This window comes from Colwellia sp. D2M02 (assembly GCF_018860755.1).
In the GTDB taxonomy this organism is placed as follows: Bacteria; Pseudomonadota; Gammaproteobacteria; order Enterobacterales; family Alteromonadaceae; genus Colwellia; species Colwellia asteriadis.
Map to the genome: position 1 here is coordinate 13,231 of NZ_JAHKPW010000040.1, position 13,894 is coordinate 27,124.

General features: G+C 38.5%; 12 protein-coding genes. 1 reads left to right on the plus strand and 11 read right to left on the minus strand.

Translation table 11 applies throughout. The annotated features are described in order from the left end of the window. Positions 1-237 precede the first annotated feature (237 nt). A complete protein-coding gene (locus tag KO495_RS06080; protein WP_215979509.1) occupies positions 238-813 on the plus strand; it encodes a GspH/FimT family pseudopilin in 576 nt (191 codons plus the stop codon). Between the two features lie 59 nt (positions 814-872). Here KO495_RS06080 and KO495_RS06085 read toward each other — a convergent pair whose 3' ends face one another. From KO495_RS06085 to ribF, 11 genes are all read right to left on the minus strand, one after another. Beyond that, complete coding sequence (locus KO495_RS06085; RefSeq protein ID WP_215979510.1) at positions 873-1,208, minus strand: TapY2 family type IVa secretion system protein; 336 nt, start codon at positions 1,206-1,208, stop codon at positions 873-875. A 1-nt stretch (position 1,209) separates the two neighbouring features. Beyond that, positions 1,210-1,641 carry a type IV pilin protein gene (locus KO495_RS06090; protein WP_289847610.1) on the minus strand — a complete coding sequence of 144 codons (432 nt, stop codon included), beginning with the start codon at positions 1,639-1,641 and terminating at the stop codon, positions 1,210-1,212. A 15-nt stretch (positions 1,642-1,656) separates the two neighbouring features. Further along, entirely contained in the window at positions 1,657-5,196 is a 3,540-nt protein-coding gene (locus KO495_RS06095; RefSeq protein WP_215979511.1) for a PilC/PilY family type IV pilus protein, read from the minus strand. A 100-nt stretch (positions 5,197-5,296) separates the two neighbouring features. Beyond that, complete coding sequence (locus tag KO495_RS06100) at positions 5,297-5,791, minus strand: PilX N-terminal domain-containing pilus assembly protein (RefSeq protein ID WP_215979512.1); 495 nt, start codon at positions 5,789-5,791, stop codon at positions 5,297-5,299. Positions 5,792-5,817: 26 nt separating this feature from the next. Beyond that, positions 5,818-6,816, minus strand: coding sequence for a PilW family protein (locus tag KO495_RS06105; RefSeq protein ID WP_215979513.1), 999 nt, complete (start codon positions 6,814-6,816; stop codon positions 5,818-5,820). Positions 6,817-6,836: 20 nt separating this feature from the next. Next, a complete protein-coding gene (pilV, locus tag KO495_RS06110) occupies positions 6,837-7,394 on the minus strand; it encodes a type IV pilus modification protein PilV (RefSeq protein WP_215979514.1) in 558 nt (185 codons plus the stop codon). Between the two features lie 517 nt (positions 7,395-7,911). Continuing rightward, positions 7,912-8,841 (minus strand): 4-hydroxy-3-methylbut-2-enyl diphosphate reductase, encoded by a 930-nt coding sequence (gene ispH / locus KO495_RS06115; RefSeq protein WP_215979515.1) that lies wholly within the window; start codon positions 8,839-8,841, stop codon positions 7,912-7,914. Between the two features lie 52 nt (positions 8,842-8,893). Next, a complete protein-coding gene (gene fkpB, locus KO495_RS06120) occupies positions 8,894-9,337 on the minus strand; it encodes an FKBP-type peptidyl-prolyl cis-trans isomerase (RefSeq protein WP_215979516.1) in 444 nt (147 codons plus the stop codon). A 5-nt stretch (positions 9,338-9,342) separates the two neighbouring features. Continuing rightward, the gene (lspA, locus tag KO495_RS06125) at positions 9,343-9,846 is read right to left on the minus strand and encodes a signal peptidase II (protein ID WP_215979517.1); all 504 of its coding nucleotides are present in this window, start codon (positions 9,844-9,846) and stop codon (positions 9,343-9,345) included. An 85-nt stretch (positions 9,847-9,931) separates the two neighbouring features. After that, positions 9,932-12,769: an isoleucine--tRNA ligase gene (gene ileS / locus KO495_RS06130; RefSeq protein WP_215979518.1), complete on the minus strand. Its 2,838-nt coding sequence runs from the start codon at positions 12,767-12,769 to the stop codon at positions 9,932-9,934. A gap of 136 nt (positions 12,770-12,905) precedes the next feature. Continuing rightward, a complete protein-coding gene (gene ribF / locus KO495_RS06135) occupies positions 12,906-13,826 on the minus strand; it encodes a bifunctional riboflavin kinase/FAD synthetase (RefSeq protein ID WP_215979519.1) in 921 nt (306 codons plus the stop codon). Positions 13,827-13,894: the final 68 nt, after the last annotated feature.

The window sequence follows — 13,894 nt, forward strand, 5'->3', positions numbered from 1 at the left end:
AGAACTGCTCTTATTGATAAATCCACCTCATACTAGGTGATTTACGTACTTCAAATAAACAACACTCATTAGCCTTATTGGTAACTATAAGGTGAGCTATGATAGCTGAGAGCATCGAAATAGCTTGTTAAGTGATTTTACCCATCTCATGTTCAGGTTAACTATATATTTAGGTACTAGCGTCCAATAAACTAAGGTGTTATAACTACCTAATCAACTAATTACAATGATGTAGCTATGACTTCTTATAAAAAAAACAAACCGTTGAGCAATTTAGCCCCCCAAGAGAATACAACAAAGCATAAAGGCTTTAGCCTGATTGAAGTAATGGTCACTATAGCTATTGTTGCTATTCTTAGTGCAATAGCATTACCAAGTTTGAATGACTTTCTTGTAAAAATGCGCACTGATAATGAAGTAAGTGAAATACAGCGTTTAGTACTCACCGCTAGAAATACCGCGATTAACGAAGGACGAAATATATCACTTTGCCCTATAGCTGGTAATGGCTGCTCTGGCGCTAACGATTGGACCGTTAACATAGGTGTTGTATCTCCTGATGGAGTAGTAAAACAAAAAGATGCGATTAAAGACGGTGATAAATTACAATTCCCTTTTAGCAGTATAACTTACAATGCCAGTGGTCAACTCGATAATAATAACGTGGGTACTTTTAGTTATTGCCCAAAAAACTATGCTGATTATTCCCGAGGTGTTGAAGTTGCACTTTCAGGAAGAAGTTATGTAAGCACAGATCAAAATGGAGATGGTAGAGATGAGACAAGAAATAGCAACAATATTGTTTGCAATTAGTTGCTACTTCTTAAAGGCTTTTATTTATACAGATAATTAATAAGGGGAGCTTTACAGCTCTAGCGATACAAATTTTTATCTAGTTGTCGTGCTTGAGGGCTAGTAAACTGCTCGTCTTCTGGCACGCACTGATATACCTTATCTATAGCAGCCTTATCTTTATTAACACTTTTCTTGACATATACTTTAACCCCAACAATAGTGCTTTCGAAACCTTTTAAGTCTTTAAAATTTTCGTAGGGTATTGTCCATAAACTGATGGCTTCAGTGCTATTTGCTAAAGTGACATGACATTTAACTTCATTTCTATTATTTTCCACTTTATCGTTAGCAAACACAGTATAGTGATTTAGTAACAGATAAAACCCTAAGATATATTTGATGTAATGATTCATCTTATTTGTCCCAACATATTGAAGGTGCTTTAGTACCAGTATCGGTAACTGTAATAGCTGTGCATCCAGTATCATGAACTTGATTATACTGCGCTGTTGCGGTTAACGTAAAAGTATTGTTATTCACCACGGAGGATATTAAATAATTACCTGTAGGTGTTTCATAAGTAGCGCCAGCACCAAGCCCAAGCTGACTTAGGTTGGCTGTATATTGCCGGTTATCAATAAAAAACTGCTCTTGTAGGTTAGCTAACCGTAGTAGCTCACTTAACCCTTCAGCTCTATCAGAGCGTATAACATAGGCGCTATATGAAGGGTAAGCAATCGCGGCTAAAATCCCCACAATTGCAACAACAATCATCAACTCTATCAGAGTAAAACCTAAAGTGTGTTTACCATTATTGCAAGTACTGTTCATTTTGAGTTTTTTCATTACATCTGTTCCTTATTATTGCTCATCAATGTAAAGGTAATTACGTAATGTTCTAGGGAGTAAAGGAGCATCAATAGTTTTTCTCCCAACGATAATTTGGCCTGTAGAGTCATCAGTCGTTGGGTCACCATCATCAATATCGGTAACAATTAAAGTAGGTGCCCCTAAGAATTGTTCATTAACAAAGGAAATATGATCGCTTCTATTTCTAGAGTCTTCCGCCGCCCAATTATATTTTTTAGTGCCTAAAGCTAAATCAATCGCGTATAGCCAACCTTGACCATTTGGTAAATTACAACTTATTGCATTAACTCCAAGCTCAGGTGGGGTATAAGAAGTAAAATAAGCAACATTATTAATAACTAGGCCTGATGCAGAGCTCTTTTCCCCTGTTTGTGTGAAACTCATATACCAACCATCGTGATTACTTACGTCTAATGATAAAGCCTCTAATGCTTGAGTGCTTAACGAGCCTCCAAAGGGATCATTAGTATAATCATATAAGTCACTCAGTAGAATAGTAGTTGGCACTGGTGTAATGGGTGTTACTGTTCCAGGAAATTGCTGGGTACGAATATTAATATCTTTTATCATAAAAAATTTATCATCAGTATCAGTACCTAAAGGGTTAACTCTATCACCGCTACCGATCAAAATAGCATCATAAGGCGTTTCTTGCTGAACAATAATGTCATCGCCATTTTGATCATTTTCACCGGTATCAAGAGTTTCAGTTATAATGGCTCTAGCAATTGCCGGCTCATTAAAAAAGCGTCTATCAACCGTATTAGCACTAGATCCTCCCAAACTCGCTAACTTAAAAACTGAGAACTTGCTTTTATCACTTCCTGGCATATCTATACGCCAAACATTACCGCCAGTATCACCTGTGTAAAGCCTATCTGTTAAACCATCACCATCACTATCTAATGTAGCAATACTAGATGGAATGCTATCAGTTCCTGTAAAGGTTGTATCCCCTGTTGGAGCTAAGCTCCATAATAAATTTCCTTGCTCAGCATCAATCATATAAATAGCTTTACCTACATTATCATTACCACCAACCCCGTTAGCATCTTTAGTGGTATCGTAGCCACCACCAAAAATTAGCACAGGCTTAGCATTAGTTCCTGTAGTATTTAATGTTGAATAGGCAACTTTAGGTTGAGACCATGTCTGTCCTAAATCATCAAAACCAGCATCACCTGCTTTAATATGCCACATTAACTGGGGTGATTCTGGGTTTGTCACATTAAGAGCATAATATGAGTTTCCTCCTCGACGTAAGCCAAAGAATATCCACACTTCATCACTACCGTTAACAATACCATCGCCATCATGATCAACAATATGTGATGTGATTTGGCCATCTACACCGTACACTTTATTCGTTGATGTATAGTTTTCACGAAGCGGTTTAATATTAGGGAATAAACCTTTAGGCATAAACGCCCATGACTCACTGACTTGATCATTAACGCTATCATCTTTAAACATATGTAAAGCACCTTGATTAGTGCCCACAACAACATAAATCTTGTCATTGCCATAATTTATAACAATAGGTTTAGAGTGTAATGGATCACCAAATACATCGGGCCGCATGAATGGAATACTTTCATCTTCGGCTTTCACATCATCAGTATTTAACCCCTTAGCCCAGTCTAAATAATCATCAATAACATCATCATCATCTGCTACATCTAATGCTACAGCTAAATCGGCTCTAGATCCGAAGGCTGTAATAGCATGTGAACGATTCAAATCTTTAAGTGCTCCTCCCGTTCCTAAGTCACTATAAACTGTTCGAGCACTAGTTAAGCCTCTTAACATTTCTGCAACGCCGCCCTTAGAGACTAAATCGCCATCTTTGCTAGGCGACCAGTAGCTGGTAGCATCCTCAGAAAAAATTCCATCACTATTAACGGCGTCTTCTCCTAATTTACCTTTTTGTACCCCGTTAACCACTTTATATTTTTTCATATTACCTTGCCAACGAGGACCTTGCTCTGGCTGGAACATAGCATAATAAACATAATCAAGAGTTTCAGTACGGTCAAAGTTGTTCGAAGCCACTGAAGCTGACGTTAAAGAGTCATTACTGGTATCTAAATTAACCAAAACATTAATCAGTGCCGCGGTTAAGGAGATTGAGTCTTTAGCGGGGAAGTATTTCCCGCCTCCAAGCGTAGCCGCTTCTGCTAGAATTGGCGCAGCAGTAGCTACACTACTACCAAAACCGATAGTATAGAGTGAAGATGTTTGCTTACCATCTAATGAGGTATTAATATCGTTATTGTTTAACCACTGCGCCAGAGCGGGTAAATAATTATTACTTACATTAGTATCGTTATATGCTGGCCCCATAGGATCCTGTCCTGCTTGTGGCATACTTGTGATCAAATTGTTAGCACTAGTATCTGCAGTAGGCTGACCATCAGAAATCAAAATGACATAAACTTTATCGGCACATGATGTAAGAGGAGAAATATATGATCCCGACTGCTCTATACTTTGATCTCTTTTAGGGTTGATATCATAATCATTGCCATAATAAACCCCCTTACCAGCAAAATAGCGAGATGCCTCATATAAGGTTTCACATAGAGGGGTGTTACCATCAGGGAATAAGCTATCCACTTTATTCAATAACGTAGTTCTATAGCTTGATGTATGCTCTTTAATTCCTGCAATGATACGTCCGCCACTTCGACTTGAGCTATTATTTCGATTAAATACTTGTAGCCCAAAATCCACATAAGGTGCTGAGCGAATTAAATCACTAACACTCTTTTGAGCAATATCCATCCGGCTTCTCCACTCTTTTGGTAGAGAAGCATTATGGTACCAACGTAAATAGTTATCCGAATATAAAGTAACAGATCGCCCTGTCCATGAAACATTTGAATCGGTGGCATTGCTGGTGTGGTATTGAGGCGACAATAAGGTACCTTGACCATCTACCGGATAACCATTGCCTAAGTTATTAACATTACCTGAGCCATCAGAAGCCCCTGCATTGTTGTGATTTAGCGCTATTACGTCTTCCTCACAATCGATAACTCGAACGTTACTTGCGTTATTATCGGGTAATTGCTTCCAACTACCTGAGTTGCCACTAAAAGAATACTCACGTATACGACCATTATAAAACCCTAATGTATTTAAGGCTGTCTGTGCAGACTGACAACCATTAACGGCCGTTAATATTCTGCGCCCTTCATCGGGATCATCAACTACAGGAATGACCCCTTCACTCCCTTTATTATAATAAACATAATCACTTGTAAGAGCGCTAAAGCCATTGGTTGCGGGGTAATTAATATTGGGGTCATACTCAACCTTTACTTTTTCCGTGTTACCCATACTCCCCGAATTATCAAAAATAATGAGTACTTGAGGCCTTTCAGTGTTCTGTTTAGCGGCATCACTAATATATAATTCTATATCTTCAGCAAAAGTATTCGCTGACGTTATCAAAAGAAGTGAAACTAAGACTCTTAGCGATAATTTTTTAGCATTTTGCAAAACTAGCTTTGTTGTTGAACCACCCATTACCCACTCCCTAAACTAACTTACTTTCATTGTAAACTAGTTGAAATTTTCATTAATATATCGTTCCAATTAGCGCTTAACTTAATTAACAATAATTGAATTATTTTAATAGTTGCTGTGTTATGCCTGAGCTCGCACTCATATTACTGGTACCATTACGACCATAAATACGAGTGACATTTACTCTCAATGAGCTACAATTAAAGACCCCTGTTGATGATGCGCTCTTTGAATGCGCACAATCTACCTCTAGCTCTAGATCATTATTCACGACGTTAACTACTGCTGTTGCTTCAGTGTTAGTTCCGGGCAATAACGCATTCTGATCGTTAATCGGAAAATTTCCTTTAAGCGGCCTTGCAAATAAATTATCTTGCCCTGGAGCGACTTGATTAAAAATCACTTCATCGACCGCACTTACCGTAGCTTGTACCGCTTCTTCTTTAACCTCACTTGCACCAGCCATTTTCATATCTGTAGTACTATTTTGCATTAAAGCGGCGGCTACGGCAGTAAGCGCTACTAAAAAAATGAGCGCGACAATTAACACCACACCATGCTGCCTTGCCTGTAAATTAACGGTTAATTTAGTCATAACAACCTCATTATCTATTTTTTTATTTACCATGAATCAACCCCTGCATTAAACAAGGTAACGGTTGAGCTAAATAATAACCGCCTATAATTGTCATTTACAGCAACGGCTAAATTGCCTAACTGATAGGTATTAGTATTGGTGTATTTTGCGTCCGGCATTATATTTCTCGCCAAAACATAAACTTTAACCGCTAAAATACGCGTGCCCCCAGCGTTATTCCATAAAGCTTCAGTCATATTATCCGCAGAAATATAAGCATCGATAGTGCCATAGCCCAGTAATGTTGGATCTGTTGTCGTATCAACACCATACATAAAACGGATCATTTCTATACCGTCAACCACAGGTGCAAAAGCCATTTGATTAGTTAGTTGCCCTTGCATTAATACAGGTACCGTATTACCTGAAGCGCCTTGTGCTTCATCTCGAACATAATAAACATGATGCTGATACTGCCAAACTCTGCCATTATTAATCGCAGGAACAACACCTGAAGTGAAAAGTACACCTTCTGACATATTACTAACTAGATGAAAGTTTCCTGCTGGCGCTATTGCTAGAGGGGTTGAGACAACGCGTTTGATCTGAATAACATCCGAGCCAATACGGGCATCATTAAAGCAGCCCATAGGTGAAGCATCAGCAACGACCTCTCCCCAAAGCGTACGAAATGGGCCAACTCCCGTTGGAAAAGTTCCATTATTGAGTCCACCACCATTACATTCATTTCCAGGTGCCGCTAACCCTGGTGCTAAGGCTATTGCTGGAGTATTAAAAACACCATCGAAGTCACCCCAAAAATTCTGCCTTAATAAATCTTCAGTCAATAAACTGATGGCAAAACGGCCATTTTCTTGTAATTCGCCATAACTTGAAGTTTCAGCAGAAGTGCTTCTCATACCAACAAAGATACTCATTACCCCAGCGAACAACACTAAGCCAATAACTAGTGCTACAAAAAGTTCAACTAAAGTAAAGCCTCGTTGTAATAAACTTCCTTTATTTCTTATTACCTTAACCATATAGTTTCTTTACCTAGCATCTAAATAATGAAAGCTTGTACTACAACTTGGCGCCTTTTAGCACCGGCAGTACCGCAGCCAGCCACTTTTGCTGCATCTGAAATATCTTTTCTTGCCTGCCAACTTACCACCACAGTGATAGCGCTTCCAACTTGTGCGATACAACCTGTAGCGCCAAGTAAGCCACCGGCGCTGCCAAGCGCTGATGTAACATCTCCACCCATTAGAGCTAATTCCCACTCATATCTATCGTTGGTAACAAGCTCTGCAGCAGTACACGCAGCAGTGCAACGATTACCCGGAACGGCATCTAAGTCATCACCATAATCGTCAGCAATATAGGCATTTATCGTGGTAGGGTTATTCGCTCTTATTCTTGCAATGATATCTTGTGCTAAGCTTGAAGCAAGAGAGCGTTGCATTGCATCAAAGCTTCCTTGTTTCGCTGTTGCTTGCAGTGCAACCGCTCCTAAAATGCCTGTTGAAAGAATAACTAAAGCGACTAACACTTCAATAAACGTCATACCTACAGAGCGCTTTATAGAACAAATGTACTTAAAATTATTTGATTTCATCATACTTAACTTCCTTGACTATGCTCTGATAATGACAGACTAATAAACGAAAAGCGATTGAATTTTTTAATTTTAAAGTGGGAAAGTGTAAAAAAAAAGGAACATAAAAAGCTATATATGAAAAGGACTTAACAATACATAACGTTCTAGCAGAAGGAAATGGGTAATAAGAAGGGGTCAAGCCAAAACAGAGTATAGACTGAGAAGTGAGTGGTGCTACCTCATTTTCTCTTCTCATATAGCACATACTAAACCTCTGAAATCATGATTGTACTAAAGCACAAATTACATCAGATAGTTTTTCAATTTAGCATAGTATTTTAGGGTATCGTTAATTTGATAAGGTAGCTCAATCAGGTAACTTAACGAGTTTAGCGTTACTCAATACTACATTGTAAATAATGACTAGAACTAGCCCATCATTTACTTTTTCTGATTTACTCTATGCCAACTTCTTTTATTGGTGAAAAATCCAGCTAATCACTTAGCTGGTTAGTTATTAACACATTATATAATTAGATTAGCGTAGTTCTACTGGGACTGCAAATACGATGTTTTCTTTTCGACCAGGATATTCTATCACTTCATGGCCGCCATTATCTTTTAGCGCATCGACAACTTGCTGAATTAAAATCGCAGGGGCTGATGCGCCAGCAGTAACACCTACCTTGCCTATATTATTTAGCCAAGAAAGCTCTATATCGTCAGCAGAGTCAATCAGGTAAGAAGTCGTTCCCATTTTCTCAGAAACTTCTCTGAGTCGATTAGAGTTAGAGCTATTTTTAGCGCCAACAACAAGTAATAAGTCCACTTGATCAGCAATGGCTCTAACGGCATCTTGCCTATTTTGTGTTGCATAGCAAATATCATCTTTACGTGGCCCATTAATCAATGGATATTTAGCACGTAACGCATCAATAACATCAGAAGTATCATCAACAGATAATGTTGTTTGACTACAAAAGTATAACTTTTCTGGATTTTTTACTGTTAATTTAGCGACATCATCTGCCGACTCAACTAAATAAATCCCAGCAGTATCACTATCATACTGTCCCATCGTACCTTCTACTTCAGGGTGCCCTGCATGACCAATCAAAATACACTCAATATTTTTTCGACTGACGCGAGAAACTTCCATATGAACTTTAGTCACCAAAGGACAAGTTGCATCAAACACCTTGAGCGCTCTATTTTTAGCTTCTTGGCGCACCGCTTTAGATACGCCATGAGCACTAAAAATTACTGTGCTATCATCAGGCACTTCAACCAGCTCATCAACAAAAATAGCGCCTCTATTTTTTAAACCGTCAACTACGAATTTGTTGTGAACCACTTCATGTCGAACATAAATTGGCGCACCAAAAATATCTAAAGCGCGATCAACAATACTAATGGCTCTATCTACACCAGCACAAAATCCGCGAGGGTTAGCTAAAATAATTTCCATGGTACTTCCAAATTTTTTCTAAAAGGTTTGGATTTATTAATAAACTAACAGTTTATAATATATCGACTAAATCAATCACAAAAGTGACTGCTTGCCCTGCTAATGGGTGATTAAAATCAATCGTTACTGAATTACCAGAAACCTCTTTAATCATACCTGGCAACTCTCCACCAGGCTGTGTAAAGGTAATAATATTCCCAACTACAGCTGGGGCATCAGCAGTAAATTTATCAATATCCATATAGTGAATATTGTCCGGGTTAGACTCACCAAAAGCATCACTTGCCGCCAAGGTAAACTCTTTTGACTCACCAACTTTCATACCAATAAGTTCGTGCTCAAATGCTGGAGAAATACTATTATCACCCATGATGATTTTAGCGGGTTTATTATTAACTTTAGTACTATCTGCTGCTGAGCCATCTTCTAGTTTCATGGTGATATGTACTAAAATACTTGAATCTGCAACTACTTTCGTTTCATTTAATGTGGTCATAATTTTTACTTCTCGACATCTTTGTTGATAGGTTCTTGTTTAAATGAGTCTAAGATCATTAATGCTGCGCCGATGAAAATCATTGAATCGGCAATATTAAACGCAGCAAAATGATAACCAGCCCAGTGAAAGTCAAGAAAATCTATAACATAACCAAATAACACGCGATCAATTAAATTACCGATAGCGCCACTTAAAATACAAGCAAACGCAATACTCAATAATTTTTGTTGTTTAGGCGTTTTCGCCATCCAGACAATAAAAACGGCACTAGCAATAGCAGCAATAGCGGTAAAAAACCAACGTTGCCAACCGCCTTGATCAGCTAAAAAACTAAATGCAGCTCCTGGGTTATGCACATAGGTTAAATTAAAAAAAGGTAATACTGGGAGTATTTCACGATAATCAAAGCTTGCTGCAACCCATTGTTTAGTGATTTGATCTATTGCTAATAAAATAATCGTCAACCACAGCCAACGTAGCCCTGTTTCCGTAAATAACTTATTCAAAGTAAATATTCTCTTAGTAATAATTTAGTGACTTAATAACAATAAAGCCACGACAATACTGTCGTGGCTTTTATTTAGCAGTAAATTAAGCGAATTGACGTACTTCGCCTTCGCCATCAACATTAGTGATACAACGACCACATAGCTCTGGGTGCTTCTCGTTAGCGCCAATATCAGCGGTAACGTGCCAACAACGATCACATTTATCGCCTTCAGCTGCTGAAACACTAACCCATAACCCTTCAACTTCAGTGGCAGTAGCACCTTCTGGTGCTTGTGACACTTCTTCAATAGTCGCACTAGAAGTAATAAGCACAAAACGAAGTTCGTCACCTAACAAAGTTAATTTTTTAGCTAGTGCTGAAGTTGCAAATAAGATCACTTGCGCTTCTAGTGCTTTACCTACAACTTTTTCTTTACGAGCTAGCTCTAGTGTTCGGTTTACTTCACTACGCACTTGCAACAATTCAGTCCAATATTCATTACCTAATTCACTACCTTCAGGCATAGTCACTAAACCATCAAACCAAACACCCGTAAATACAAACTCATCTCGCTCACCTTCTGCTGGCGCTGGTAATGCTTGCCAAATTTCTTGCGCGGTAAATGACAAAATAGGAGCCATCCAAGCTGTCATAGCTTCCGCAATTAAGTACATAGCCGTTTGACATGAGCGACGCGCGTTTGAATCGCTTTTAGCGGTATATTGTCTGTCTTTAATAATATCTAAGTAAAAACCACCAAGCTCGTTTGTACAGAAGTTCATAAGCTTATGCACTACAACATGGAACTCATACTCATCGTAAGCGCTAATAATTTCTTCTTGTAAACGTGCCGCTTTATCAACAACCCAACGGTCAAGTGCTACCATATCATCAAAAGCTACGGTGTGATTAGCTGGCTCAAAACCATTTAAGTTAGATAGTAAGAAACGTGAGGTATTACGGATACGGCGGTACGCATCAGCTTGGCGTTTAAATATTTCATCTGACACGGTAATTTCTTGCGTATAGTTAACCGATGCAGTCCAAAGGCGTAAAATATCAGCACCTAAGGTTTTAGTAATACTTGATGGCTCTACCACATTGCCTAATGACTTAGACATTTTGTGACCTTTAACATCAACAGTAAAACCATGAGTAAGTACTTGCTTATACGGCGCCTTACCATTCATAGCGACTGATGAAATCATAGATGACATGAACCAACCACGATGTTGATCTGAGCCCTCAAGGTATAAATCAGCAATACCGTCAAACTCTTCACGTGCATTAATAACAGACTCATGGGTAGTGCCCGAATCAAACCATACATCTAAGGTGTCAGGTACTTTTATATATTCTTTAGCGTCATCACCGATAAGTTCACTCGGCTCTAAATCGAACCATGCTTGAATGCCTTCTTTTTCTACGCGCTGAGCAACTTCTTCAATCAGTTCAATACTACGTGGGTGTAATGCGCCTGTATCTTGATGAATGAATAATGCCATAGGCACGCCCCAGGTACGTTGACGTGAAATACACCAATCGGGACGACCTTCAACCATAGACTCTATTCGGCGTTGCCCCCAATCAGGAATCCACTGTGTTTTTTCAATTTCATTTAACGAGTCTTGACGTAAGCCTTTATTATCCATGCTGATAAACCACTGCGGTGTAGCACGGAAAATCAATGGTGTTTTATGACGCCAGCAATGTGGATAAGAATGCTCTAAAGCGTGATGATGTACTAAAGCACCTTTTTCTTTCAATAACTCAACAATACTAGCATTAGCTTTGAAAACATGTTGCCCGGCAACTAATGGAGTATCTTCAAGATATACACCGTTTGCGCCTACAGGGTTCGCCACTTCAAGGTTATATAATTTACCAACCACGAAATCTTCTACACCATGTCCAGGTGCCGTATGTACACAACCAGTACCTGAATCAGTAGTTACATGATCACCTAAAATAACAGGCACTGTGAAGTCATAAAGTGGATGCTGGCATTGTACTAGTTCAAGTTCATTACCTTTACATAAGCCCAGTGTTTGAAAGTTCTCAAAACCAAAACGTTCCATACAAGAGCTAACTAAATCTGTAGCAAAAATTAAACGTTGTTTTTGGCCATCAATTTCACACTGAACTAAGCTATATTCAACATCTGGGTGTACTGAAATCGCACGGTTAGCAGGCAATGTCCAAGGCGTAGTTGTCCAAATAACAATGCCAATATCACCTTCACCCGCTTGAGTATCAAGTAAAGAGAACTTATCAGCAACCGCTGGGTCATTAATAGTAAATTTGACATCGATCGCAGGAGATTGCTTATCTTTGTATTCAACCTCAGCTTCCGCCAAAGACGAACCACAATCTGTACACCAATGCACGGGTTTAAAGCCCTGATGCAAGTGACCATTTTCAGCAATTTTACCTAATGAACGAATAATATTAGCTTCAGTATCAAAATCCATCGTTAAGTAAGGTTTTTCCCAGTCAGCAAAAATACCTAAACGCTTAAAATCTTCACGTTGACCATTAACTTGCTTAGCGGCATATTCACGACACTTTTTGCGAAAATCGCTAGCACTAATTTTATGACCTGGCTTACCAACTTTTTTCTCGACCATAAGTTCAATGGGTAAACCATGACAATCCCAACCAGGTACAAAAGGTGAGTTAAAGTCAGACAAGGTCTTTGACTTAACAATAATATCTTTTAAAATTTTATTTACAGCATGACCTAAATGAATATTACCATTTGCATACGGAGGACCATCATGCAAAATAAAAGATTTTTTACCTTTTTTAGCAGCACGAATTTTTGCATAAAGATCTTTTGACGCCCAGTCTTTAAGCATATTGGGTTCACGGTTTGCCATGTTCCCTTTCATCGCGAAAGAAGTATCTGGCAAGTTAAGAGTATGTTTGTAATCGCTCATCTAAATCATTATCCGTTTAATATTGGTTGATAGTTATAATGTATAGTTATAAATACCAACCGAGTTTATAACTGTTTAATTTATGAATTTTGTCACGCTACGCTATTAACGTAGGCTTAAGTAAAATAATAACGTGTTAACTTAAGGCTTTTTTTGCTTGCTCACTGTCTTGGCTAATTTGCGCCGTTAATGCCTCAAGCGTATCAAACTTCATTACTGAACGAAGTTTCTTTTTAATAATTACTTCAATACATTGTCCGTATAAATCATCACTAAAATCAAACAAATGCACTTCAAGCTGTTGTCTAATACCATTAACGGTTGGTCTAGCACCAATATTGGCAACGCCGCCAAATAATCCTTTTTCGGTATTTACATTAACCGCATAAACACCATTTAAAGGCGATACTCGTCTTTTGAGTAAAACATTTGCCGTTGGAAAGCCTAATTGACGCCCACGCTTATCGCCATGAAAAACACGTCCAATAATCGCATACTCTCGACCAAGCATGTAACGGACATCGTCCAGTTTATTTTGCTCTAAGGCACTGCGAATAGCGGTAGAACTGATACGGCAATCGGCCATTTTATAGCTTTGGGTGTCACTTACATCAAAACCAAATTGCTTCCCAGCCTGTCGCAACATATCAAAATTGCCAACGCGATTTTTACCAAAGTGAAAGTCATCACCAACAATTAAATGTCTAATACCTAACTTATTTACTAATAACTGCTCAATAAAGTGTTCTGCAGTTTGGCTTGCAAAAGCTCTAGTAAAATTAACACATATCAGACGCTCTACGCCCAACTTAGCAAGCAAAGTATATTTATCTCTTAATCGGCACAACCTAGCAGGCGCATTTTTAGGTGAAAATAGCTCTTGTGGTTGTGGCTCAAAAACTAATACTGCGGCCACACAGTTCAATGCACGCGCTTTTTCAACTAATGCTTTAATAACCTGCTGATGCCCTAAATGCACACCATCAAAGTTACCAATAGTTAACACACAGCCGTGATGCTCTGCTTGAATATTATGTATACCGCGAACTAGCTGCATCGAGTAATCAAACCTGACTTCAATAGAAGATAAATTAATACTTAAAATTAAATCGACGAATTATATAC